General features: G+C 71.2%; 19 protein-coding genes. 16 read left to right on the forward strand and 3 right to left on the reverse strand.

What is annotated here, in order from left to right; genetic code table 11:
- Positions 1-18: 18 nt before the first annotated feature.
- Positions 19-1,710 (reverse strand): Mur ligase family protein, encoded by a 1,692-nt coding sequence (locus SM116_RS06940; RefSeq protein WP_320943725.1) that lies wholly within the window; start codon positions 1,708-1,710, stop codon positions 19-21.
- 63 nt (positions 1,711-1,773) lie between these two features.
- Between SM116_RS06940 and SM116_RS06945 the strand changes: the two genes are divergently transcribed.
- From SM116_RS06945 to SM116_RS06955, 3 genes are read left to right on the forward strand one after another with little or no spacing between them, the layout of a single operon-like run.
- Positions 1,774-3,153 (forward strand): M50 family metallopeptidase, encoded by a 1,380-nt coding sequence (locus SM116_RS06945; RefSeq protein ID WP_320943726.1) that lies wholly within the window; start codon positions 1,774-1,776, stop codon positions 3,151-3,153.
- A gap of 41 nt (positions 3,154-3,194) precedes the next feature.
- Positions 3,195-4,172 (forward strand): 4-hydroxy-tetrahydrodipicolinate synthase, encoded by a 978-nt coding sequence (dapA, locus tag SM116_RS06950; RefSeq protein WP_320943727.1) that lies wholly within the window; start codon positions 3,195-3,197, stop codon positions 4,170-4,172.
- Between the two features lie 56 nt (positions 4,173-4,228).
- Positions 4,229-5,905: a ribonuclease J gene (locus SM116_RS06955; RefSeq protein WP_320943728.1), complete on the forward strand. Its 1,677-nt coding sequence runs from the start codon at positions 4,229-4,231 to the stop codon at positions 5,903-5,905.
- Positions 5,906-5,952: 47 nt separating this feature from the next.
- Here SM116_RS06955 and SM116_RS06960 read toward each other — a convergent pair whose 3' ends face one another.
- Positions 5,953-10,482 (reverse strand): SCO7613 C-terminal domain-containing membrane protein, encoded by a 4,530-nt coding sequence (locus SM116_RS06960; protein ID WP_320943729.1) that lies wholly within the window; start codon positions 10,480-10,482, stop codon positions 5,953-5,955.
- A 138-nt stretch (positions 10,483-10,620) separates the two neighbouring features.
- A complete protein-coding gene (locus SM116_RS06965; RefSeq protein ID WP_320943730.1) occupies positions 10,621-11,367 on the reverse strand; it encodes a Pr6Pr family membrane protein in 747 nt (248 codons plus the stop codon).
- Between the two features lie 200 nt (positions 11,368-11,567).
- On the opposite strand from SM116_RS06965, the gene SM116_RS06970 reads away from it, so the two are divergent.
- The 13 genes from SM116_RS06970 (at position 11,568) to miaA (ending at position 25,881) form a co-directional block, all read left to right on the forward strand.
- Positions 11,568-14,198: a helix-turn-helix transcriptional regulator gene (locus SM116_RS06970; RefSeq protein WP_320943731.1), complete on the forward strand. Its 2,631-nt coding sequence runs from the start codon at positions 11,568-11,570 to the stop codon at positions 14,196-14,198.
- Between the two features lie 61 nt (positions 14,199-14,259).
- Positions 14,260-14,748 carry a GNAT family N-acetyltransferase gene (locus SM116_RS06975; protein ID WP_320943732.1) on the forward strand — a complete coding sequence of 163 codons (489 nt, stop codon included), beginning with the start codon at positions 14,260-14,262 and terminating at the stop codon, positions 14,746-14,748.
- Between the two features lie 94 nt (positions 14,749-14,842).
- Positions 14,843-17,602: an FtsK/SpoIIIE family DNA translocase gene (locus tag SM116_RS06980; protein ID WP_320943733.1), complete on the forward strand. Its 2,760-nt coding sequence runs from the start codon at positions 14,843-14,845 to the stop codon at positions 17,600-17,602.
- Positions 17,603-17,720: 118 nt separating this feature from the next.
- Positions 17,721-18,287 carry a CDP-diacylglycerol--glycerol-3-phosphate 3-phosphatidyltransferase gene (gene pgsA, locus SM116_RS06985; protein ID WP_320943734.1) on the forward strand — a complete coding sequence of 189 codons (567 nt, stop codon included), beginning with the start codon at positions 17,721-17,723 and terminating at the stop codon, positions 18,285-18,287.
- Positions 18,284-18,772 carry a CinA family protein gene (locus SM116_RS06990; protein WP_320943735.1) on the forward strand — a complete coding sequence of 163 codons (489 nt, stop codon included), beginning with the start codon at positions 18,284-18,286 and terminating at the stop codon, positions 18,770-18,772. Before pgsA ends, SM116_RS06990 begins: the two co-directional genes overlap by 4 nt.
- Before the next feature lie 159 nt (positions 18,773-18,931).
- Positions 18,932-19,240, forward strand: a complete 309-nt coding sequence (locus tag SM116_RS06995) for a helix-turn-helix domain-containing protein (RefSeq protein ID WP_320943736.1) — start codon at positions 18,932-18,934, stop codon at positions 19,238-19,240.
- Positions 19,241-19,283: 43 nt separating this feature from the next.
- Entirely contained in the window at positions 19,284-19,505 is a 222-nt protein-coding gene (locus tag SM116_RS07000; RefSeq protein WP_320943737.1) for a DUF3046 domain-containing protein, read from the forward strand.
- A gap of 239 nt (positions 19,506-19,744) precedes the next feature.
- Positions 19,745-20,797, forward strand: a complete 1,053-nt coding sequence (recA, locus tag SM116_RS07005; protein WP_320943738.1) for a recombinase RecA — start codon at positions 19,745-19,747, stop codon at positions 20,795-20,797.
- 224 nt (positions 20,798-21,021) lie between these two features.
- The gene (locus tag SM116_RS07010) at positions 21,022-21,468 is read left to right on the forward strand and encodes a regulatory protein RecX (protein WP_320943739.1); all 447 of its coding nucleotides are present in this window, start codon (positions 21,022-21,024) and stop codon (positions 21,466-21,468) included.
- Between the two features lie 75 nt (positions 21,469-21,543).
- Entirely contained in the window at positions 21,544-22,464 is a 921-nt protein-coding gene (locus SM116_RS07015) for an ABC transporter ATP-binding protein (RefSeq protein WP_320943740.1), read from the forward strand.
- A complete protein-coding gene (locus tag SM116_RS07020; protein WP_320943741.1) occupies positions 22,461-23,339 on the forward strand; it encodes an ABC transporter permease in 879 nt (292 codons plus the stop codon). The genes SM116_RS07015 and SM116_RS07020 overlap by 4 nt, the downstream gene beginning before the upstream one ends.
- A gap of 45 nt (positions 23,340-23,384) precedes the next feature.
- On the forward strand, positions 23,385-24,929 hold the full coding sequence (gene miaB / locus SM116_RS07025) for a tRNA (N6-isopentenyl adenosine(37)-C2)-methylthiotransferase MiaB (RefSeq protein WP_320943742.1): 1,545 nt from the start codon (positions 23,385-23,387) through the stop codon (positions 24,927-24,929).
- 28 nt (positions 24,930-24,957) lie between these two features.
- Positions 24,958-25,881, forward strand: coding sequence for a tRNA (adenosine(37)-N6)-dimethylallyltransferase MiaA (gene miaA, locus SM116_RS07030; RefSeq protein WP_320943743.1), 924 nt, complete (start codon positions 24,958-24,960; stop codon positions 25,879-25,881).
- Positions 25,882-25,884: the final 3 nt, after the last annotated feature.

Below are 25,884 nucleotides of genomic sequence, written 5' to 3' on the forward strand. Positions count from 1 at the left end.
GTCGAGACCCGATGGCGGTCAGCGCCACTCCCTCTCGGGATCCGAGAGCGGCGTCTCATCCTCGGGGTACGGCACGGGCCAGTGCGGATCGGGCACCGGCCAGCCGGCGTCGCGCAGCGCGCGCCGGGCGAGCTCGCGGGCCGAGTACGGCGTGCGGGCGCCGCGGATGTCGCGGTAGTCCTGGTGCCCAGGGCCGCACCACAGGATCGCGTCGCCCTCGCCGGCGAGCGCGACCGCCTCGATGATCGCGCGCTCCGGCGGCGTGTACTCGAGGATCACCGCGTCCGGGCGCGCCCGGCGTGCGCCCTCGATGAGGGTCGCGCGGATCGAGTCCGGGTCCTCGAAGCGCGGGTGGTGGTCGGTGATGATGAGGATGTCGCTGCCCTCGACGCCCGTGCGGCCCATGTCGTGGCGCTTGGTGGCGTCGCGGTCGCCGTCGGCGCCGAAGAGGAACAGCACCTTGCCGGGCGTCACGCGCCGCACCGCGGCGAGGGTCTTCTCGAACGCGTCGGGGGAGTGGCCGAAGTCGACGTAGACCGCGGGCCCGCTCTCGCCCGAGACGAGCTGCGTGCGTCCGGGCAAGGAGGCCTCGATGCGGCCCGAGCCGCCGGCCGAGGCATCCAGCGCCCCGACCAGGGCGTCCCACATGTAGCCGCCCTCGAGGATCATGACGATCGCGAGGCCCGCGTTGGCGGCCATGTGGCGGCCGATGACCGGCACGACCGTCGTGAGGCTGCGCCCGTCGCGCGACGACAGCCGGAACTCGGTACCGGTCGGGCGCTCGTCGAGGATCTCGACGATCCAGTCGGCCTTCGCCGCAGCCTCCGGATCCGCGGCGATCGCCGGTGTCGCGATCGTGACGGACGGCACCTCGGAGCGCTCGGCGACCTCCGCGCCGGGCTCGGAATCGAGCGAGATGACCGCGCGCCGCGATCGGTCGGGGCGGAACAGCGCCATCTTCGCCTCGAAGTACTCGCGCATGTCGGCGTAGTCGTCGAGGTGGTCGTGGCTGAGGTTCGTGAACCCGGCGACGTCGAACACGAGACCGTCGACGCGGTGTCGGCTGAGCGCCTGCGCGCTGACCTCCACGGCGACGGCCTCGACACCGCGTTCGCGCATCAGGGCGAGGAGCGCGTGGAACTCCGATGCCTCGGGCGTCGTGAGCCGCGACACGATGACCTGCCCGGCGATGTGCCGCTCGGCGGTCGACGAGAGCCCCGTGGTCACCCCGAGCTGGCCGAGGATGCCTTCGAGCAGGTGCGAGACGCTCGTCTTGCCGTTGGTGCCCGTCGTCGCGAACAGGGTCGGGATGTCGTCATCCGGACCCGTGCCGTAGACCCATGCGGACAAGTCGCCGAGAAGCGCCCGCGGGTCGTCGACGACCACGATCGGAAGACCCGCGGATGCAGCGATCCCGGCGCCCTCCGCGTCGGTGATGACCGCGACCGCGCCCTTGTCCGCTGCGGCCCGGGCGAACTCCGCGCCGTGCCGGTTGACCCCGCGGATCGCGACGAACGCCTCGCCGGCGCGCAGATCGGCGGTCGCGAGGGTGATGCCCGTCAGGGTGACCCCGGGCTCGCCACGGAGCTCCCCGCCGAAGCGATGGGCGAGCTCGTCGAGCGAGCGGACGGGCGGATGCTCGGGTCGGAGGACGGGGGGCAGGTTGGCGGGTGCGGCGGGGTGCACCGGCGAATCAGGGGCTGTCGGCATGGCGCATCCATCTTCCCCCGCCTGTTGGGCGAACTCAAAGCGCGCACGAGTACCGTTGGCGGGGTGACAGTCGTGGCCTTCGTGATCGGCATCCTCATCATGGTGGTGGGGCTCGCCGTGTCCATCGCGCTGCACGAGCTCGGGCACCTGTACCCCGCGAAGCGATTCGGGGTGCGCGTCGGCCAGTACATGATCGGGTTCGGCCCGACGCTGTGGTCGCGCACGTACGGCGAGACCGAGTACGGCGTCAAGGCGATCCCGCTGGGCGGCTACATCTCCATGGCCGGCATGTATCCGCCCTCGGCCGAGCTCGCCGCCGCATCGGCCGGTGGCGGAGCCGGCGGGAGCAGAGCTCGCGACGGGCGAGCGCGCGACGGGCGCGCCGGCGGCGGGTTCTTCGCGACGATGGTCCAGGATGCGCAGACCGCCAACGACCAGACGCTCCGGGGTGCCGACGACGACCGGGTCTTCTACAAGCTTCCGGTCTGGAAGCGCATCGTCATCATGCTCGGCGGGCCGACCATGAACCTCCTGCTGGCGGTCGTCCTGTTCGCGATCCTGTTCAGCGGCATCGGCGTGAAGACGGCGACGACGACCGTCGGCTCGGTGTCCGCGTGCGTGATCCCCGCGGACACGCAGCGCACGACGTGCCAGTCGTCCGACCCGGCGTCCCCGGCAGCGCAGGCCCGTCTGCGCGCGGGCGACCAGATCCTCTCGGTGGGCGGCACGCCGGTCTCGACCTTCGCCGAGGTGTCGGCGATCGTCCGGGATGCGCCGAACCAGGACCTCGCGTTCGTCATCCGCCGTGACGGGCAGACGCAGACCCTCACCGTGACGCCGATGCTGGCGACGCGCGACAAGACGGACGCCTCCGGCGTCCCGGTCAAGAACGCCGACGGCACGACGCAGACGACCCAGGTCGGCTTCGTCGGCGTGAGCCCGCAGCTGCAATACGTGCGCCAGCCGATCTGGGAGGGGCCGGCCGCCGCCGCGCAGAACGTCGGGGCCGTCGCGGGCATCGTGTGGCAGATGCCGGTCAAGGTGTATCAGACGGCCGAGACGCTCGTCACGGGCGGACAGCGCGACCCGAACGGCCCGCTCAGCATCGTCGGGGCGGGCGTGCTCGCGGGCGAGGTCGCATCCTCGGACGCTCCCGTCCTCGACCGGGCGGCCGGGATGCTGGGGCTGCTCGCATCCCTCAACATCGCCCTCTTCGTCTTCAACCTCATCCCGCTGCTGCCTCTCGACGGCGGACACGTCGCCATCGCGCTGTGGGACGGCGCGCGCCGGTCCTGGGCGAAGCTGTTCCGCCGTCCGCCCCCGCCGCAGGTGGATGCCGCGAAGCTCGTGCCGGTGACGTATCTCGTCGTCGTCGCGCTCATCGTGATGGGCGCCGTGCTGATCGTCGCGGACTTCGTCAACCCGGTCTCGCTGTTCGGCTGAGGGGGCTGAGAGGCCACCGCCCGGTCCGATAGCCTGAGTGCATGACGCACACCGGCAATCCCTTCGGTCAGGTGCTCGTCGCGCTCGTCACTCCCATGACGGCCGACGGCGAGGTCGACTGGCCCGCCGTCGAGAAGCACATGGACGACGTCATCGACGCCGGAGCCGACGGCATCGTCGTCACAGGCACCACGGGTGAGACGAGCACGCTCACCGACGCCGAGAAGCTGCGGCTCGTCGAGGTGGGCAAGGAGGTCGCAGCCGGTCGCGCCAAGATCATCACGGGCGGCGGCTCCAACGAGACCGCTCACGCCATCGAGCTCTACAAGGCCAGCGAGAAGCTCGGCGCCGACGGCATCATGATCGTCACGCCGTACTACAACAAGCCCACGCAGGCCGGCATCCTCACCCACTTCCGGCTGGTCGCGGACGCCACCGACCTGCCCGTCATCCTGTACGACATCCCGGGTCGCACGGGCGTGCCGATCAAGTACGAGACGATCCTGCGGCTGGCGAAGCATCCCAACATCCTCGCCATCAAGGATGCCAAGGGCGACTTCAGCGAGGTCAGCCGTGTGCTCAACCAGACCGACCTGATGTACTTCTCGGGCGACGACGCCAACGTCCTTCCGCATCTCGCGATCGGCGCGACCGGGCTCATCGGCGTGACGGCGAACGTCACCGCGCGTCCGTATCGGACGATCGTGGATGCGGTGAACCGCGGCGACCTCGCCGCAGCCACCGCCGAGCACAAGCGCCTCGAGCCGCTCGTGCGCGCGCTCATGACCCATGTGCCCGGGACTGTGTCGACCAAGTACGTCCTGCACGGCCTCGGCCGCATCTCGAGCCCGCGCGTGCGCCTGCCGCTCGTCGGGCCGGAGGAGTGGGAGGCCGCGATGATCGAGGACGAGCTCGCCCTCGTCCAGGACGTGCCCGGCGCCGACTTCTCCAACTTCCGCCCCGACCGCAATGCGGCCGCCGGTGGCGCCCTGCCGAAGGTGCACGGCACCACACGGTAACGCGTTCGCGCAAGCCAGCTAGAGGGGGATGCCGCGGCATCCCCGAGGAGGCATGAATGCCCGACAACGTGTACGACCCGCCCGCCCTCGTCCCCGGAACCCTGCGTGTGACGCCGCTCGGCGGCCTTGGCGAAGTCGGCCGGAACATGACCGTCTTCGAGTACGAGGGCAAGCTGCTGGTCGTCGACTGCGGCGTGCTGTTCCCCGAGGAGCATCAGCCCGGCGTGGACCTGATCCTCCCGGACTTCGAGCCGATCAAGGACCGCCTCGACGACATCGTCGGCGTCGTCCTGACCCACGGTCACGAGGACCACATCGGCGCGGTGCCGTACCTGCTGCGCCTCAAGGGCGACATCCCGCTCATCGGCTCGGGCCTGACCCTCGCCCTCACGGAGGCGAAGCTCAAGGAGCACCGCATCCGTCCGTTCTCGCTCACCGTCAGCGAGGGCGACCTCGAGACGGTGGGCCCGTTCGACCTCGAGTTCATCGCGGTCAACCACTCGATCCCCGACGCGCTCGCGGTCGCGATCACGACGCCGGCGGGCACGGTGCTCGCCACCGGCGACTTCAAGATGGACCAGCTGCCGCTCGACGGCCGCCTGACCGACCTGCGCGCGTTCGCGCGGCTCGGGGAGGCGGGCGTCGACCTCTTCCTGCCCGACTCGACCAACGCCGACGTCCCCGGCTTCACGCCGCTCGAGCGCAGCATCGGGCCGGTGCTCGACCAGGTGATCGGCCGGGCCCCGCGCCGGGTCATCGTGGCGAGCTTCTCGAGTCACGTCCATCGGGTGCAGCAGGTGGTGGATGCCGCGGCCGCCCACGGGCGCCGTCTCGCGTTCCTCGGCCGCAGCATGGTGCGCAACATGACGATCGCCCAGGACCTCGGCTACCTCACCGTCCCCGACGGCCTCCTGATCGACTACAAGAAGGCGCAGGACCTGGCCGACGACCAGATCGTCTACATGTCCACAGGCTCCCAGGGCGAGCCGATGGCGGTGCTCTCGCGCATGGCGAACCTCGATCACGCGATCGAGCCCGGCCACGGCGACACCGTCATCCTGGCCTCGAGCCTGATCCCCGGCAACGAGAACGCGGTCTACCGCGTCATCGACGGCCTGACGAAGCTCGGCGCCACCGTCGTGCACAAGGGCAACGCGAAGGTGCACGTCTCCGGTCACGCCGCAGCGGGGGAGCTCCTGTACTGCTACAACATCATCAAGCCGAAGAACGTGCTGCCCGTCCACGGCGAGTACCGGCATCTCATCGCCAACGCACGGCTCGCCCAGGACACGGGCATCCCCGAGGAGCGGACGATCATCGGCTCGAACGGGACGGTCGTCGACCTGCGCGACGGGGTCGCCGAGGTGGTGGGCCAGCTCGACCTCGGCTTCGTCTACGTCGACGGCTCGACGGTCGGCGAGATCACCGACGCGGATCTGAAGGATCGTCGCATCCTCGGCGAGGAGGGCTTCATCTCGGTGATCGTCGTGGTGGATGCCGCGACCGGCCGCGTCATCACGGGACCCGAGGTGCACGCTCGCGGCGTCGCCGAGGACGACTCCGTGTTCGATGACGTCATTCCGAAGATCACGTTCGCCCTCGCCGAGGCCGCCGGCAACGGCGTGCGGGACAGCCACGCCCTGTCGCAGGTCGTGCGCCGCACCATCGGACGCTGGGTGAACCAGCGGCTGCGCCGCCGCCCCATGATCGTGCCGCTCGTCATCGAGGCCTGAGGCCGCCGCGCGAGGCTGCCCGGTGGCCGGCTGCCTCACCGGCCGCCTCACCGGAGTGAGGCGACCGTGCGGAGCATCGACCTGGCGAAGCGGAGCTGCCGCTCGTAGGTGGCGGCGATCACGATGAGGATGATGCCCGCGATCGCGATCCACAGCCACCACCAGACCTTGCCGTAGTTCGCGGCGATCACCGGCCACAGCTGCGCCAGGCCGTGCACGACCAGCACTGCGACGCCGAGGACGAACGGGGCCTGCAGGCGCAGGAAGACCCCGACGAGCATGACCCCGAGCGCCGCGACGCCGAGCGCCACGAGCCGCCACTGCACGGGGTCCGCATAGTCGGCGAGCAGCGAGGGGACGAGCAGCACCGCGAGCCCGGGACCGAGCGCCGGCCAGCTCGGCAGCGCCGGGGTGCGCAGCATCCTGATCGCGCCCCGCAGGATCAGGGCGACACCGACCGTCGCGGTCACGAGGTCGAACGGATCCACGCTGCCGGACAGCAGCGCGGCGGCGCCGACGGCGAGCATGGCGCCGATCGATGTGGCGGTCACCAGCGGGTGCGACCAGGGGCGGTCCCGGGGCACCGCGACGGCGACCTGCAGGGCCGCGAAGACGAGGACGGGCAGGAACGAGAGGAGCGCCGTCTGGTCGGAGCGCAGCTCGATCAGGATCGCAGGCACGGCCGCGGCCGCCATCCCGGATGCCGCGATGGCCGCGGGAAGGATGTCGCGTGCCGACGTCAGACGCTGCATGAGCAGCGCTGCGGCCAGTCCGCCGACGAGTGCGACCAGGCCCCACACCTCGGGTGCCGCCGGCGTTCCGCCCCACGGTTCGGGCTGCCGCAGCGCCGGGTCGATGGCGAGGGCGAGACTGCGGACGCCCGAGGCGCCGATGGCACCGGCCGCCGCGGTCGCGATCGCGATCGTCCGGACGGGCACGGCGTTCAGCGAGCGGGGCACCCAGCGGGCGGCGGCCAGCAGGACGGCGGACACCCCGACCGCCACCAGCGGCCGCAGCGCGGGATCAGCGGACGCCATGATCGACGGCACGACCGCGGTGGCCGCACCCGCCCAGGCGAGCCCTCGGCCGCCGCCGATGATGCCCGACGCGATGAGGGAGGCGCCCACCAGGACCGTGACGACGTCGAACGGGTCCACATCTGCGCGGAGGATCGTCGCGGCCCCCAGCAGCGCGAGCGCGACGACCGAGGTCCACCGCGGCAGGGGGTCGGAGAGCGGCCGCAGCCGGGGCAGCGCCGACGCGACCTGCAGCAGTGCGGCGGCCGTGACGGGTGCGAGCAGCACCCACTGCGGCAGCAGCGGATGCAGGAGCGCGAGGGCCATCGACGGGGCGGCGCCGAGAAGCAGTGCACCGGCCGCAGCGGCTCCGACGACGGGCTTCGGGGTCGGCGTGGTCCGGTCCAGGAGCACGGCGGCGGCCAGGCCCGCTGCGAGCGACACGGCGCCCCATACGTCTGCCGACCAGTCGCCGCGCATCGCGAGGGCCGTGCCGCGCACCGCGGCGGCGGCCGCGGCGGCCGCGCCGCCCGAGGCGATCACGACGGTGCGAACCGGGATCTCGCGCCATCGAGCGACGCACCACGGCGACACGGCGAGCAGGGCGGCGCCCGCGCACACGGCGAGGACGGCCCGCAGTGCGGGGTCGCCGCTCGCCGCGGCGGTCGGGAGCACGGCGGTGGCGGCCCCGGCCCAGACCAGCGCGATTCGGCCTGCGGCCGTACGCGCGGCGTGTGGAGCGCCGTCGCCCGTCGCCGACGCGACCGGCGAGCGGCGGAATGCGAGCAGCACTCCGAGCCCGAGGAGCATGGCTGCGGCAGGCAGCGTGTAGACCTCGACGACCTGGTATCCCGCCTGTGCGAGTGCGGTCCACAGGGCCGCGAGGGCGAGAGCAGGAGTGAGCCAGGCGACATGGCGCCAGTTCGTCCGGCTCGCCGTCGGCTCACCCGTCGCGGCCGCGATCAGGTAGGGGATCGGAGCTACGAGCAGCAGCACGAGCCAGAGCTGATCGGACCCGGTCGCGCCGGCGACCGCAGCCATGGCGACCAGGGCGTTCGATGCGAACCATGCGGCTGCCGCGGGGGCGCCCTTCGGCAGACGGATGAGCAGGCCGGCACCCGTCAGGATCAGCGCGCCCGCGCCGACACCGACCCAGCGGTAGCCATGATCGATGGCGAGCAGAGGCAGGGCGTTCCATACGGTCACCGCGGCCGCGAGCGGAGCAATCGCCGCAAGGCAGGCGCGGAAGGCACGGCGCCGCTCGACAGCGACGCCGATCGCACCCACGACGGCGAGGGGGAGGGTCGCGATCCAGATCGGGGATGCAGGTGCCCCGACGAGGGCCGCGATCGCGGCGAGACCGGTGGCCAGGGCCGGGACCGACGCCGACCACGTGTCGGAGCTCGACAGCGGGCGCGCGGCGATCACGACGGCGAGCACCGCCGCAGCGCCGATCGCCGTGCATGCCCAGGGGCTGGTCCACGGCCGGGTGAGGACCATGCCCGCCGCCCCCGCCCACGCCGGCACCGCGGCTGCGGTGGCGCAGGCTGCGGTCGCGGCGATGGCGAGGTGCAATGCGCGCGAGCGGGCGGGTGCGCCCCCGCCGCCCCACGCGCGCTGTGCGACGGCAGCTCCGGCGACGGCGACACCGAGGAAGGCGGCGGTCGCCGGTATCCACAGTTCCGTCCGTGTGTAGGCGAGGCAGAGCAGGAGAACGGCGGCCACCGACTCGATCGCGGTGAGGACGATCGTGAGCGACCGTCGGCCGGCGAGCGCGCCGATCGCGATGGCGGCCGCGGCGATGGCCGCGTACGCCACTGCGGCGAGGCCGGCAGGGGGATACGTCGCTGCCGCGATCGCAGCCCACCCCAGAGCAGCGACGGGAGCCGCCGACGCCGTGCGAAGCCGTCCGGTCGCGGCGAGCACCGCGGCGACGGCGACGGCGACGGCGACGGGCGCGACGACCGCCGACGGGCCGCCGATGAAGCCGCCGAATGCGCCGCCGCCGATGGGTTCGGCGGAGCCGTGCCACCCCGACTGCGGCCCGGCGGCGATGCTCATGACGCGCAGCACTCCGGCCACGACGCCGAGCAGGCTCGTCGCCGTGGCGACGATCGCCGCCGCCAGGGTGCCGGACTGCGCCGCCAGAGATCCACCCGGGGTCGCGAACCGCGCGGTCCACAGCCGACGGGTCGAGAGGGCGGCGACCACGCAGGTGACGACGCCCGCTCCGGCCGGTCCGATCCACCGCGCATCCCACAGGGACAGCTGCTGCCCGGCGGCGACCATCGGCGCCGCCGCGGCGGCGACCGCGGCGACGGCCGCGGCCGTGGTCCGCATCCTCGATTCGATCCGGCCGCCGCGCAGCGCGACCGCGAAGGCGCCCCACAGCAGCGCCGCCGCACCGAGCGTGATGAGTGCGTGCCACGGCACGACGGGAAGTGCGCCGGGCGCCGCGAAGACGGCGGACAATCCGATCAGCGCGCCCAGGACCAGGACGACCGTGTGCGGGCGGGAGGCGGGCAGCAGCCGCGCGGCCACGATCGCGAGCACGAGCGCAGAGACGCCCGCCACCCACCACCGAGTCGAACCCTGGTCGGGAACCAGGGCGGCACTGCACAGGGCGATCCCCGTCGGGGCGAGCGCGGCAGCTGCATACGCCGTGGTCCGCAGTCCGGTGAGCGCCCGTGCTGCTGCCAGCAGACCGCAGAGCACGAGGGAGGCACCCCCGTAGTAGGCGAGCTGATCGACGGACCCGGTGCCGAACGCATCGTTGGCTCGGATGATCCAGGCATCGAGCATCAACAGGACGACGGCCACCACCCCCACCCCCTCGGCCGTCAGCAAGAGGCCCTTCCGGCGCAGGAACCAGGCGAGCGCAAGCACGCCGATGCTCGCGCCTGCGATGATGAGCGACCGCACTTCGAGTCCCACGACGAGGTACGCCCAGAAGAGGAAGACGATCGCGCCGACCGACGTGAGCACCACGCCGGCGCCGAGGATCGTGAACTGCATGCTGAAGCGGTGCGCGAGCGGCGGGTGCGCCGCGGCACTCGGCCTGTCGGGCGCGGCGGGGGTGGCAGCCGCGACGGCGGCCGGCGGGGTCGCGGCCGCGATCGCCGCGCCGGCGGCGGAGGGTGCGGCCGCCCTGGTCGGCGCCGCCGCCGCGGCGAGCGCTGCGGCGCTTCGAGCGCGCTCGGCCTCGAGGCGGGAGCGGGCGGCCGTCTCGGCATCCACCGTCGCGTGCAGCTGCGCGGTGGTGGGTCGTGCCTGCGCCGCAGCGGCGCGGAGGCGCGCATCCCGCCGCGCCTGCTCGACCCTGATGTCGGCGAGGAGGGCTGTGCGCTCGTCGACGAGTCGGACGATCCGCCGGCTGGACTTCAGCACCTCGGCCAGGTCCGGCATGCCGAGCTCGAGTCCGCAGGTCGGGCACACCGCGGTGGTGATGCCGGTGAAGCACGACGGGCAGCGCTGCCGATCGACCAGCGCCGCCGCGCTCGGGGGCCAGGCGGCGGGGACGTGCTGTCCGGCGCCGACGCGGGGGGAATCCGATGGGGACATGGGGGGACCTCGTTTCTCCATGCGAGAGACTAATGAGCGGAAGGGTGTCCACAGCGGCGGGAGCGCAATCTGTGGATGGACGGCACAGACGGCCCCGGCGATGCCGGCCCCGCGGGCGCCGGCATCCGTCCCGGAGCGTCAGGCGCCCACGCGGGGCCGCAGCCGGGGTCCGCGCGCGGCCAGGGACGGTCGCGGCGCGCCATGACGGCGGTGGGTGAGGAGGACGAGGATGCCTCCCACGACCAGGAAGGACGCGGCGATCACGCCGATGTACAGCATGGGCGTCTGGTATCCCGTGGGGCCGTTCGGGTCGAGGAAGGGGTAGGGGTACCAGTAGGGCGCCGTGCCGTCCGGTGCCGGCGTGAACGGGCCGCGGAGCATCGTGTAGACGGCCCACAGCAGCGGGATGCCGACGATCCCGACCAGCGCGCGCCAGGTCAGCGCGCGGCGCCGCGGTGCGAACAGCACGTCGATCACGATGTAGATCGCCACCACGACATGCAGCGTCTCCGTCGCCCAGCGATCGAGGAAGGCCACCCACCCGGGGTCCGGCGTCGAGAAGTGCGTGGGCAGCCCGCGCAGCATCGCGTTGTACACGATCGAGAGGATGATCATCGCCGTGCTCGTCGTCGCCATCGCGACCGCCAGGCTGCGCGATTCCACGCCGTCCGTCGTCGCGAGCGGCCCGTTGCGGCGCGCCGCGACGAAGAAGACGATGATCGTCGAGATCGCGCTGACGATCGTGAAGAAGCTGAAGTAGTTCGCGATGACGAGGCCGAGGTCCTGCTCCAGCCGGATCGCCCGTGCGATGTTGACCACGAGGCCCGCGGCGACGCCGGTGACGGCGATGCTCGCGGCCACGATCCGCCATGATGACCAGTTCATGTCCTGCTCCTCTGCTGTCGTGCACCTGTTCCGCGGGCCGGGCGGCCCTCGTCATCTCATCGTCGGCATTCCAGATCGTGAGCACGTCAGCCGACCGGTTGATACGCACCGGTTGATATCCGGCGCCGGATGCGAGGATCATTCCCTTCGTGGGGACCCGGAGGCGCCCGCTGGGGAGTGGCGCCGACTCGACGATGCGGATGCCGCGCACCTCTTTCGTGGGCCGCGCCTCCGAGGTGCGCCGGGTCGTGGAGCTGCTCGGCGTCACGCGGATCCTGACGCTCGTCGGGCCGGGCGGCATCGGAAAATCGCGGCTCGCCCTCGAAGCCACCGGGGTCGTGCCGGCGGAGCGCGCGATCGCCGACATCGGCTCGCTCGACCGAGGCGCCCGCGTCGGCGTGCGCGTGGCGGAGCTGTACGGCGTCGGCGAGCCCGAGGACGGGTCGCCCATCGCGTACGCGGTCGCCGGAGCGCTGCGCGGAGAGGCGCTGCTCGTGCTCGACGGCTGCGAGCACGTCGTCGAGGACGTCGCATCCTTCGCCGATGCCCTGCTCGATCGCGCGCCGGGGCTGCGCATCCTCGCCACCAGCCAGCGGCCGCTCGGCCTTGCGGGCGAGGTGACGTGGGCTGTGCCGCCGATGACGGAAGAGGATGCGACGGCTCTGTTCGCCGCGCGCGCTGCGGCGGCCGACCCGGAGCGCTCCTTCGGGGACACCGAGGCGGCGGCGGTCGCGGATCTCTGTCGCGGCCTCGACGGCCTTCCACTCGCGATCGAGCTCGCCGCGGCCCGCACGCGCTCGCTGACGGTGGGCGAGATCGCCGCGGGGCTCGTCCGGCGGTTCGAGCTCCTGGGCAATGGGGTGCAGACGGGCGACAGCCGCCACGCCACGCTGCGCGCCTCGCTGGACTGGAGCTACGAACTGCTCTCGGACCGACTGCGCGTGATCCTGCAGCGCCTCAGCCTGTTCGTCTCGGGCTTCGACGCCGCCTCGGCCGCCGCCGTCGCGGAGGAATCGACGCTCGAGGACCTCGCAGCGCTCGTGGAGCGGTCGCTGGTCGCCTTCGACCCGCATGCACCCTCCGGGTGGTACCGGCTCTCCGACACCGCGCGCGCGTACGCGCTCGACAGGCTCGAGGCATCCGGCGACGCCGAAGAGGCCCGTGCGGGATTCGTGCGCTACTTCCGGGACCTCGTCGAGCATGGCGTCCCGCTCCTCGACGGCCCTGAGCAGGCGGTGTGGATGAATCGCCTGTTCGCCGATCAGGACAACATCACGGCCGCTCTGGCCTGGAGCAGGGCGGCGGGCGACGATGACTCCCTCGCGCGGATCGCGGGTGCGATGGGGACCTTCTGGCTGGAATCGAGTCAGTGGTCGGAATGCCGGGTATGGCTCGAGACGGCCCTGGATGCGCCCGCGCTCGAGCCGCTCGTGCGCGCTCGGCTGCTCGAGGGCCTGTGCCATCTCGACACGTGGACGGGGAACTTCGATTCCGTCGTGGTGAGGGCGGGACAGCTGCTCGAGACGGCGGGCGCCGCGGGCGACAAGTGGTACATCGGTCGCGCGCTCGGCTATCGCGCCGCCGGCACCGCGCTGGCCGTGGGTGCAGAGGCCGCCCGCAACGATTTCACCCGTGTCCGCCGGCTGAGCGTCGAGGGCGCCGACGCGTGGGGCTATGCGAACCTCGCGTGGGCCTTCTGCCTCGCCCGGATGTTCCAGACCGACCCCGACGAGCCGCGGCGGCTCCTCGACGAGGCGATGATGCTGGCCCGCGAGGCGGGGGACGGGCGGACGGCGCGGCTGACCTCGGCCCTCGCCGCGCTTCTCGCGGTGGCGACCGGCCGGCTCGACGACGCCCACCGGCTGGGCTCACGGACGTACGAGGATGCGCGGCAGGCGGGCCATTGGTCGGCGGCCGTGCTGGCGGCCGGCGCTGACGCCTGGCAGCTCGTTCTGCGCGGATCACCCGAGGATGCGGCCGCGCTCGCGGTCGAGGCGATCGCCCTGGCCGACGCATCCAACGAGGATCCGCTGTTCCGCATGCTGGGCCTGACCGTGCTCGGCCTCGCCCGCGACGCCCTGCTCGAGATCGACGAGGCCGAGGATGCGCTCACGCGAGCGGTGGTCGTCGCCCGCGGCAGCCGGATGCGACGCTGGGTGGCGCTTCCCCTCGTGTTCCGCGGCGTCCTGTTCGACGACGAAGCCGCGCTCGCGGAGGCGACCGGCGTCGCGAAGGAGCACGACCTCACGTGGATCCACGCGTACGCCCTGCTCGCACGGGCGCGGCGGCTGCGCGGAGTCGACGACGCCGCTGCGGAGGGCTTCGCTCAGGACGCGCTGGGCCGCCATGTCGAAGCGGGCAACACGATCGGGGTGTGCGACGCGCTCGACGAAGTCGCCTTTCATCGCCGCCGGCGCGGCGCCGCGGACGCCGCCCAGCGGCTTCGCAGTGCGGCGACTGCGGAGCGCGAACGCCTCGGAGTCGCGTCAGCCGAGTGGGTGCCGTACGAGCCCGACGCGGAACGGGGTGCGACGCGGGACGACACCGGGTTCGACGAGGTGGTCCGCTCCGCGCTGCGCACGCGCGCACCGCACGTGGCCGCCGTGCACGGCTGGGAGAGCCTCACGCCCGCCGAGCTGCAGGTCGCGCGGCTCATCGGCGCCCACCTCACGAACCCGCAGATCGCCGAGCGTCTGTACGTGTCACTGGCCACCGTGAAGACGCACCTCGGGCACATCTTCGCGAAGCTCGAGATCGGCACCAGGTCGGAGCTCGCCGTCCTCGTGCGCGCGCACGAGGGCGCACCGGAGGCGACGGACGCGCACAGCTGATGGCGACGCTCGCGCCTGGCGCTGAAATGACCGCGAAACCTCCAGGCGGTACGCTCGGGCCATGTCGGGCTTCGCGGTGCGGGACGCGACTCCACGGGACGGCGCGTTCATCGCCGACATGCTCGTGGAAGCCGCGAACTGGAGAGGCCTGCCCTCGGTCACGCGGGCGGAGGTGCTCGCCGGGATGCAGCGGCGCTACATCGCGGGCTGGCCGCGGCCGAGCGACGCCGGCTTCATCGCGACCGACGACATGGGATCGGCCATCGGCGCGGCGTGGTACCGCGTGCTGCCGCGCAGCGAGCCGGGTTTCGGGTTCGTCGCGACCGGGGTGCCCGAGCTCGTCATCGGCGTGCGTGCGCCATGGCGATCGCGCGGCGTCGGACGCGCGCTCCTGACGGCGCTCATCGCGGATGCGGGGCGCGCAGGGCATGCGCGGCTCGCGCTGAGCGTGGAGCGCGGCAATCACGCCGCGACGCTGTACCGCGACCTCGGCTTCCGCGAGGTCGACTCCTCGCCGGAGCGCGTGACGATGGTGCGCAGGCTGCGCTGAGCATCCCTGGCTGCGCTCGCGTGGGCGGGCCGAGCATCCGTCGCCGTCCGCGTGGTTCCGGGGAAATGTCCGTCCACCGCCGTACGGTGGGGTAATGCCAAGCCGCAGCAGCACGGGTGGGCGCAGCTCCACCGCGAGCGGTCGCGCCTCCGCGAAGGCGACGCCCGCCACGGCGACGTCGCGCGCCGCCAAGCCGAAGAGCGCCCCGGCGCAGAAGCCCGCTCCCGCGCCCAAGGGATATGTCGGCGAGCCGGCCAAGCCGCCCCTCATCGTCCGGATGTGGATGGGCCTCGCCCACGCCACCGGCGGACTCTTCCGCGCCTTCGGACCGGAGACCCTCGAGAAGGAGCAGCGTCGCGACGGCCTGCCCTTCCTCATCGTGCTGCTGGCGATCGCCGGTGGCGTCGTCGAGTGGTTCTTCATCGGCAACCCGACGGCGCAGCTGATCAGCGCCTATACCGCCGGCGGTCTCGTCGGCCGCGTCGCGTTCGTGCTCCCGGTGCTGCTGATCCTGCTCGCGGGCTGGCTGTTCCGGCATCCCGCGTCCGTCCACGACAACGGACGCATCGGCATCGGATTCGTGCTGTTCGTGCTCACGCTCGCCGGCTTCTGCCATGTGTACGGCGGGCGTCCCTCGCCGAAGCAGGGCCTGCCGTCGCTCAGCAGGGCCGGTGGCCTGTTCGGGTGGATGATCGGCGAGCCGCTCGCGATGTTCCTCACGCAGATCGGCGCGGGAGTCGTGCTGGCCCTGCTGTGCGCACTGTCGGTCCTGATCCTCACGAAGACGCCGCCGAACCGCATCGGCACGCGTCTCGGCGACCTCTACACCTGGATGTTCGACGCGGAGCGCGTCGAGAAGGTCCCGGCGCAGGGGCAGACGGATGCGCCTGCCGACGAGGATGCCGATCCCTCGATGCCGTGGTGGCGACGCAACAAGACGGGCCGGGAGAAGGATCCGGATGCCCAGGGCATCGGCTCGCAGGATCTCACGGAGCTGCTCGCACCGAGCCCGGACGCGCACCACGGCGGATTCGAGCAGGCGATCGCGCCCGTGGCTCCCGCGGTGCCTCCGGTGCCGCGGATGCCGGCCGACGCCCTGACCCAGGTGCTCGACGCCGCGGGGCTCGCCGGTGTGCGTCAAGCCGCCAAGGGCGGTAAGACCGACACGTCGATCCACGACGACGCTCCGGCCGGCGACGACGAGCTCCCCGGTCTCAGCGGGATCGGCGGCACGGGTGACCGGATGCCGCCAGCGGCGCCCTACCGGCTGCCGTCGGTCGCCGCGCTCTCCGAGGGCACGCCTCACAAGGCCCGCTCGGAGGCCAACGACGCCGTCGTGCGGGCGATCACGAGCGTCTTCGACCAATTCGGCGTCGACGCCCGCGTCACCGGGTTCTCGCGCGGCCCGACCGTCACGCAGTACGAGATCGAGGTCGGGCACGGGGTGAAGGTGGAGCGCATCACGGCGCTGACCAACAACATCGCTTATGCCGTGGCATCCAACGAGGTCCGCATCCTCGCGCCGATCCCGGGCAAGAGCGCGATCGGCGTCGAGATCCCGAACGCCGATCGTGAGATCGTCACGCTCGGCGACGTGCTGCGCTCGCACAACGCGACCTCGTCCACGCATCCGATGACGATCGGCGTCGGCAAGGACGTCGGCGGCGGCTACGTCGTCGCGAACCTCGCGAAGATGCCCCACCTGCTGGTGGCCGGCTCCACCGGCTCGGGCAAGTCGAGCTTCGTGAACTCGATGATCACGAGCCTCCTGATGCGCGCGAAGCCGTCCGAGGTGCGCATGGTGCTCATCGATCCGAAGCGCGTCGAGCTGACGTCCTACGCGGGTGTGCCGCACCTCATCACGCCCATCATCACGAACCCCAAGAAGGCCGCCGAGGCGCTGCAGTGGGTCGTGAAGGAGATGGATATGCGGTACGACGACCTGGCGTCGTTCGGGTTCCGGCACATCGACGACTTCAACCGCGCCGTGGTCAACGACGAGATCCAGCTGCCCGCCGGCAGCGAGCGCGTCCTCAAGCCGTACCCGTACCTCCTCGTCGTCGTCGACGAGCTGGCCGACCTCATGATGGTCGCGCCGCGCGATGTCGAGGACTCGATCGTCCGTATCACGCAGCTGGCGCGAGCCAGCGGCATCCATCTCGTCCTCGCCACGCAGCGGCCGTCCGTCGACGTGGTGACCGGCCTCATCAAGGCCAACGTGCCGTCGCGGCTCGCGTTCGCCGTGACGAGCGTCACCGACTCGCGCGTCATCCTCGACCAGCCGGGCGCCGACCGCCTGATCGGCCAGGGCGACGGCCTGTTCCTGCCGATGGGCGCCTCGAAGGCGATCCGCGTGCAGGGCGCGTGGGTGAGCGAGCAGGAGATCGAGAAGGTGGTCGCGCACGTCACCGGGCAGGCGCGCCCGGAGTACCGCTCGGACGTCCAGGCCGCCGCGGAGCGCAAGGAGGTCGACGCCGACATCGGGGACGACCTCGACCTGCTGCTGGCGGCCGCCGAGCTCGTCGTCTCGAGCCAGTTCGGGTCCACCTCGATGCTCCAGCGGAAGCTGCGGGTCGGCTTCGCCAAGGCGGGGCGTCTCATGGACCTGCTCGAGTCGCGCGAGATCGTCGGGCCGTCGGAGGGTTCGAAGGCGCGGGACGTCCTCGTCACGCCCGATCAGTTGCCGGGCGTGCTGGCGAGGCTGCGGGGAGAGGACGTGCCGGCCGAGGCCGAGACGGCGCCCGTCGTCGACGAGCGCTACGCGGACGATCCGGTCGAGAAGCAGTTCGAGGGGTATCCGATCCTCGACGAGGAGGGCGACGAGGATGCCTGGGGCCTGACCGGCCGGGACTGACGTCGTCCTTCCGGGCGTCCCTGCGACCGGCCACACGGCCGTCCTGGGCACGCGCCCGCGGAGGCTCCGCCCGGCGCGCCAGCGGCGGGCGGGGTGCGGGTGGGGACGATACTGAAGCGTGGCCGTTCCCCGTCAGCTTCCCAACGCGATCACGATCGTGCGCATCCTGTGCGCACCGGTGTTCCTGTGGATGCTGCTCGCCGACGGCGGGGCGGACGGACCGCTGCGCTGGTGGGCCGCGGTGCTCTTCATCGCGGCGATCGCGACCGACGGCATCGACGGCTACATCGCCCGCCGGTACGAGATCGTCACGGATCTGGGCAAGATCCTCGACCCGATCGCCGACAAGGCCCTGACCGGCTGCGCGTTCGTCGGCCTGTCGATCCTCGGGGAGCTGCCCTGGTGGGTCACGATCGTCGTGCTCGTTCGCGAGATCGGCATCACGGTGTACCGCTTCATCGTGGTCGGCGACCACGTCCTCGCTGCGGCGTGGATGGGCAAGCTCAAGACCCTCGCACAGGCGGTCGCGCTGTCGCTGGCCTTGCTGCCGCTCGCGGGGATCGTCGGGGACTGGATCATCTGGGTCAACATCGTCACGATGTGGATCGCCGTGATCCTCACGATCGCGAGCGGCATCGACTACATCGTCAGCGAGGTGCGCGGGAGGCGGGCGAAGGCGTCGTGAGCGACCTCGGCGACGCCGCCCTCACCGGCCTGGCGGAGGAGCTCCTGGCCGCGCTCGCGCGCCACGGCTGGACGATCGGGGTCGCGGAGTCGTTGACGGGGGGCCTGGTCACGGCATCCCTCGTGTCCGTTCCCGGAGCGTCCGCGCACGTCCGCGGCGGAGTGGTCTCCTACGCGACGGACCTCAAGCACTCGCTGCTCGGGGTGGATGCCGAGCTGCTCGCCGTGCACGGCGCGGTGCACCCCGAGGTCGCGCGCCAGATGGCGGAGGGCGTGCGCCGGCAGACCGGGAGCGACGTCGGCGTCTCGACGACAGGCATCGCCGGGCCGCTGTCGCCGGACGGCCAGCCCGTGGGAACGGTCCACATCGGCATCGCCACGCCCGATCGCACGACGGTCCACTCGTCGGTGCTGGAGGGGGATCGGGATGCGATCCGCCGCGGCACCGTCCGCGCGGCGCTGGAGGCGGCGGTCGCTTCGCTGTGAGCGAACGAGGGCGCCGGGGCGGAATCCGGTGGCGACCCGCTCCGTTACACCGTCGTGATTCCCGCACATTCCCAGCCGCAGGGGATTAGATTGACAGAGACGGGTGCTGTACTGTTATCCACCCAGACAGCGGAGAATTCACGGAGAAGGGGGCCCGCGATGATCCTGGTTCGACAAGAGATCGGCGAAGTCCTCCGCGACCTCCGTCAGCAGAAGGGGCGCACTCTGCGCCAGGTCGCCGGGCGTGCCAGCGTGGCCCTCGGCTACCTCAGCGAGGTCGAGCGGGGCCAGAAGGAGGCGTCGAGCGAGATCCTCGCATCCGTCGCCGAGGCTCTGGACGTTCCGATCTCGACGATCATGCGCGAGGTCGGCGATCGCATCTCCGTCCTCGAGGGTGTGCAGACGCTACCCGACACGGTGCCCGACGAGCTGCTCGCGTCCGTCGAGCCCGAGCTCTCGCTGCGCTGACCCCGCTGCGGCTCACGACCATCGAAGGACGGCGCCGGTAGGCATGCGCAAGAGCGAGTTCGATCGCGCTGTCGAGGATGAGTTCGGCCCGCGCGGGGCCCCACTGCTGCGCGACCTGGTGCTCCCCTCGGTGGGCTATCGGACGGCGACGGAAGCGCTGGCCGCCGGCGTGTCGCCGCGCGACGTGTGGCTCGCACTGTGCGTCGAGGCGGACGTGCCGGAGTCGCGTCGTCACGGTGTCGGGACGCGCGAACCGCGCCGCTGATCCCGCGCTCGTCGACCGGCGTGTCGTCGAAGCTCTGTTCGATGTGGGCGTAGTGTCGTCCCCAGGTGTTGTCGAGCACGCGTTTTCCACGTCACCGGAGGAACGACGGCAGGATGTCGGAGCCCTCTCGTAGCGTGAAGGCCGTCGGATGACACCCACGCCTTGTCGCAGCGTCCGTCCCACCGGGGTCGGAGCGCGACAGCCTACAGGCGACGGAACACGAGCTGAAGGAGCACGTCATGCCCTCACCCGCTGACCGCGAGAAGGCCCTCGAATCGGCCCTCGCCCAGATCGACCGCCAGTTCGGAAAGGGCTCGGTCATGCGACTGGGAAGCGACGAGCGCGCTCCCGTCGAGGTGATCCCGACCGGGTCGATCGCCCTCGACGTCGCCCTCGGAATCGGCGGACTCCCGCGCGGTCGCATCATCGAGATCTACGGCCCGGAGTCGTCGGGTAAGACGACCCTCACGCTGCACGCGATCGCGAACGTGCAGAACGCCGGCGGCATCGCGGCGTTCATCGACGCGGAGCACGCGCTCGACCCCGAGTACGCGCGGAAGCTCGGCGTCGACATCGACCAGCTGCTCGTCTCCCAGCCCGACACGGGTGAGCAGGCGCTCGAGATCGCCGACATGCTCATCCGGTCCGGCGCGATCGACCTCGTCGTCATCGACTCCGTCGCCGCACTCGTTCCCAAGGCCGAGATCGAGGGCGAGATGGGCGACTCTCACGTCGGTCTCCAGGCTCGCCTCATGTCCCAGGCGCTCCGCAAGCTGACCGGTGGACTGAACCAGACCAAGACGACGGCGATCTTCATCAACCAGCTGCGCGAGAAGATCGGCGTGTTCTTCGGCTCGCCCGAGACCACCGCGGGCGGCAAGGCGCTCAAGTTCTACGCGTCGGTGCGACTGGACATCCGCCGCATCGAGACCCTGAAGGACGGCGCCGACGCGGTCGGCAACCGGACTCGCGTGAAGGTCGTCAAGAACAAGATGGCGCCGCCGTTCAAGCAGGCGGAGTTCGACATCCTGTACGGCACCGGCATCTCCCGCGAGGGCAGCCTCATCGACTACGGCGTGGATCAGGGCATCGTCAAGAAGTCCGGTGCCTGGTATACGTACGACGGCGAGCAGCTCGGCCAGGGCAAGGAGAACGCGCGCAACTTCCTGCTGAAGAACGAGGATGTCGCGAACGACATCGAGTCCAAGATCAAGCAGAAGCTCGGCATCGGCGTGCCGCGTGCGGTAGTCGAGGAGGCGACCGACGAGCTGGCCAAGCGTCGCCCGGCCTGATGTCGGATACCGAAGGTGACGGGCGCGAGCGACTGGCTCCCGTCACCTATCTGCCAGGTGCCGAGAGGTCCGTTCGCTGGGCCGTCCCCCTCGAGCAGTCAGCCGCCGAACCGCCGGACGCGGACGGGGTGCGACCATACGCTTCACCACTGGACCCCCTCGAGGATGACGCATCGTCTGACGCAGAATCGCTGTCGCAGGCCGAGGATGCACTCGCTCGAAGGTTGCGTCATAGCGCTCTGTCCGCGCGAGAGGCCCGCGCGTTCCTCCTTCAGCGCGACTTCGATGTCTCGATCATCGATGTCCTGATCGACCGGTTCACAAGCCGCGGCTGGATCGACGATGCCGCGCTCGCCGAGCAGCTCGTGTACATCGGCACCAGCCGCAAGAGTCAGGGTCGGAAGGCGATCGCGCTGACGCTGGGGCAGCGCGGCATCCCCCGGGAGATCGTGGATGCTGCGCTGGTGTCGCTTCCCGATGATGACGCCGAGCGGGCCCTCGAGTACGCTCGCACCAAGGCGTACGGACTGCGCGACGTCGACTTCGACACCGCTCTGCGGCGGCTGATGGCCCAGATCGGCCGCCGCGGGTACTCCGGGTCGATCGCATCGACCGCCGCTCGCACAGCCTTGACCGAGCAGCGTGGCATCGGCGGTGTGAGGTTCCGTTGACTCGACTCCACGTCGGCGTGCCCGACGCCGGAGGGGCGCAGTTCGTGTCGATCGCGGCACAGGACGGGGGACGCAATGGCGATCGAGGTCCGAGGACTGACGAAGAGATACCGCGAGAAGGTCGCGGTCGACGACATCTCCTTCTCGGTGGATGACGGAGGGGTGTTCGCCTTCGTCGGAACGAACGGGGCCGGCAAGTCCACGACGATCGGATGTCTCACGACAGTGCTCCCGTTCGACGCCGGGGACGTGCGCGTGAAGGGGTTCGATGTGCATCGCGAAGGAGAGCGCGTGCGCCAGACGATCGGCGTCGTCTTCCAGGAGTCTCTGCTGGATCCGATGCTGACAGTGCGGGAGAACCTGCGGCTGCGCGGGCGCCTCTCGCGCGTCGATGCGGCATCCCTCGACGCCAGGATCGCCGAACTGTCCGGTCTGATCGGACTCGAGGAGTTCCTCGAGCGCCGCTACGGGGCGTTGTCCGGTGGGCAGCGTCGCCGGGTCGACATCGCCCGCGCGCTCCTCCAGGAACCAGCGGTGCTGTTCCTCGACGAGCCGACGGCGGGACTCGATCCGGCGAGTCGGGCACTGGTGTGGCGCACTCTTCACGAGCTGAGCTCGCGGGGCGACCTGACGATCTTCCTCACCACGCACTATCTCGAAGAGACAGAGGAAGCAGCCCGGGTCTGTGTGATCGACGACGGACGGATCATCGCCGACGATACGCCTGCACGTCTACGAGCGATGTACAGCCGGAGCATCCTCACCGTCACGACCGCGGATCCGGAGAGCCTGATCGCCTCGGCGCGCGCGGCGGGCGCCGATCCTGTGAGGGATGCCGAGCGAGTGGTCATCGGTGTCGCGGGCGCCGACGACGCGCGAATGCTCCTCGCCGCTCACGGGGATCATGTCCGCGACTTCGAGTTCCGGCACGGACGGATGGATGACGTGTTCCTCGCGCTCACCGGACGCTCCGCCGAGCAGATGGACGCCGCATGAGCGTCGTCCTCGCGATCGTGGGCCGCAACCTGCGCATCTTCTTCCGCGATCGTCTGAACGTGTTCTTCTCGCTGCTCGGAGCGATCATCCTGTTCGCTCTCTACACGCTCTTCCTCGGAAACCTCCAGACGGCGAACCTGGCCGCGTCACTCCCCGGGGCGACGACCGCCGACGTGCAGACGTTCGTGGACAGTTGGATGTTCGCGGGCATCGTCCTCATCACGACGGTCACCACCGGATTGGGCGGACTGGCCGTGCTGGTGGACGATGACCAGTCCGGGCGGTTCCGGGACTTCCTGGTCGCACCGTTGAGAAGGGGTCAACTCGTGCTCGGCTACCTGCTCTCCGCTGTCGTGGTGGCCGTCATCCTCTCGCTCGTCGTCCTCATGGTCAGTGTCCTGTATCTCGGGCTGGTGCGCGGCAGCTGGCTGGGCGTGCCCGCGCTCCTGCGCATCGTCGGGATCGTGGTGCTCTCGTGCATCGCGTTCACGTCGATCTCGGCTCTCATCGTCTCCTTCGTCCGCACCAGCGGCGCGTTCTCGGGTCTCGCGACGATCGTGGGCACGGTGCTCGGTTTCATCGCCGCCGCCTACATTCCCATCGGGGCGTTCCCCGCCACCGTCGGGTCGGCCCTCGCGGCGCTGCCCTTCGCACAGGCCGGCATGCTCCTGCGGCGCGAGTTCTCGGAGGGCACACTCACCGTGATCACCGTCCATGCTCCCGGAGCGCGGGAGACGCTGCGCGCCCTGTACGGCGTGGATCTGACTGTCGGCGACTGGGCGGTACCGACGTGGTTCATCGTGCTGCTGCTCGTTGGCATCACGGTGGTGTGCACGGCTCTCTCGGCCGTGCGCATGCGACGACGCATCAGCTGACCAGGCGGCCGACGCGGCGGACCGCCTCGTAGAATGGCATGCATCATGACCACTCCGTCTCCAGCGCCGACGATCATCGCGCCCTCGCCCGCTGCGCTCGCTCCCGACGGTCGTGCCCGCACGTACGAGGTGCGCACGTTCGGCTGTCAGATGAACGTGCACGACTCGGAGCGACTGTCGGGCTCGTTGGAGAGCGCCGGCTACGTCCCGGTCGAGGCCGGCGGCGAGGCCGACATCATCGTGATCAACACCTGCGCGGTGCGCGACAACGCAGCCGGGAAGCTCTACGGCACGCTCGGACACCTGAAGTCCCGCAAGGAACACCACGCGGGGATGCAGATCGCCGTCGGCGGCTGCCTCGCCCAGATGGACAAGCAGACGGTCCTCGACAAGGCGCCATGGGTCGATGTCGTGTTCGGCACGCACAACATGGGCTCGCTCCCGCGCCTGCTGGAGCGCGCACGCCACAACGAGGAGGCCGAGCTCGAGATCCTCGAGTCGCTCGAGGTCTTCCCGTCGACCCTGCCCACCAAGCGCGACAGCGTGCACTCCGGCTGGGTGTCGATCTCGGTGGGCTGCAACAACACCTGCACCTTCTGCATCGTGCCGAGCCTGCGAGGCAAGGAGAAGGACCGCCGGCCCGGCGACATCCTGAGCGAGATCGGCCTTCTCGTCGAGGACGGCGCGATCGAGGTCACCCTGCTCGGCCAGAACGTCAACTCCTACGGCGTCGAGTTCGGCGACCGGCAGGCCTTCGGCAAGCTGCTGCGCGCGGCGGGGCAGATCGAGGGACTCGAGCGCATCCGCTTCACGAGCCCGCATCCGGCCGCCTTCACCGACGACGTGATCGACGCGATGGCCGAGACGCCCGCCGTCATGCCGCAGCTGCACATGCCGCTGCAGTCGGGCAGCGACCGCATCCTGCGGGCGATGCGGCGTTCGTACCGCAGCGAGAAGTTCCTCGGCATCCTCGACCGCGTGCGGGCGAAGATCCCGAATGCGGCGATCACGACCGACATCATCGTGGGGTTCCCGGGCGAGACCGACGAGGACTTCGAAGAGACGATGCGCGTCGTCGAGGCCGCGCGGTTCACCGCGGCCTTCACGTTCCAGTACTCGATCCGTGAAGGCACCCCGGCCGCGACCATGGATGACCAGGTGCCGAAGCATGTGGTGCAGGAGCGGTACGACAGGCTCATCGCCCTGCAGGAGCGCATCTCGCTCGAGGAGAACCACAGGCAGGTGGGCCACGAGGTCGAGGTGCTCGTGTCCACGGGCGAGGGCAAGAAGGATGCGGCGACCCACCGCCTGACCGGCCGTGCCGAGGACAACCGGCTCGTGCATTTCGAGGTGCCGGAGGGATCGGACGTCCCGCGTCCGGGCGATGTCGTCTCGGTCGTGATCACCCACGCCGCTCCGTTCCATCTGCTCGCCGATGCTCCCGACGGCGCACCCCTGCGCATCCGCCGCACGCGCGCCGGCGACGCGTGGGACCGTTCGCAGGCCGAGTCCTGTGCGGTCCCCGCGCACGGCTCGACGCCCAGTGGCGCGGTGTCGCTCGGACTGCCGACACTCCGCATCGGCGTGTGACCCCGGCACCCTCACGCGGGGGACGAGGATGAGCGTGCGCGTGTGGGCCGTCGTCGGGGCGACCGGCACAGGCAAGTCCGCCCTCTCGCTCGACCTCGCCGAGGTCCTGGACGCTCGCGGGCGACCGGCGGAGATCGTGAACGCGGATGCGATGCAGCTGTACCGCGGCATGGACATCGGCACCGCCAAGCTGCCGCTCGCCGAGCGTCGCGGCATCCCTCATCACCTTCTCGACGTGCTCGACGTCACCGAGGAGGCGGCCGTCGCCTGGTACCAGGAGGCGGCGCGGGCCGCGATCGGCGGCATCCACGAACGCGGCAAGGATGCGATCCTCGTCGGAGGGTCGGGGCTCTACGTGTCGAGCGTCATCTTCGACTTCCGTTTCCCGCCGCACGACGACGAGCTCCGGGCACGACTCGAGGCCGAGCTCGACCGCGAAGGTCCGGGTGTGCTGTACGCGCGGCTGCGCTCGCTGGACCCGGACACCGCGGAGCGGGTCGATCCGCGAAACGGCCGTCGCATCGTCCGCGCCCTCGAGGTCCTCGCTCAGGGCGAGGCGACCCACGGCGCAGCCCTTCCGGACGAGCCTGTGCTGTGGCACCCCGACACGCGCATCGTCGGAGTGCACACCGACCGCGAACAGCTCGTTCCGCGCCTGGATCGACGGGTCGAGCGGATGTGGGCGGACGGGCTCGTCGACGAGGTCTCCCGCCTGCGCGGGGAGGGACTCGAGCGGGGCGTCACGGCCAGACGCGCGATCGGATATGCGCAGGCGCTGTCGCAGCTGACCGGTGAGAAGGCCGAGGACGCGGCGATCGGCGAGACGCAGGCGCTCACGCGTCGCTATGCGCGGCGGCAGGTCTCGTGGTTCAAGCGCTACCCGGGCATCGAGTGGGTCGCGACGGGCGCCTCCGCCGCCGAGCTGGCCGACCGGGCCGGCGCCCTAGACTGATCG

The organism is Microbacterium rhizosphaerae, from assembly GCF_034120055.1.
Classification (GTDB): Bacteria; Actinomycetota; Actinomycetes; order Actinomycetales; family Microbacteriaceae; genus Microbacterium; species Microbacterium rhizosphaerae.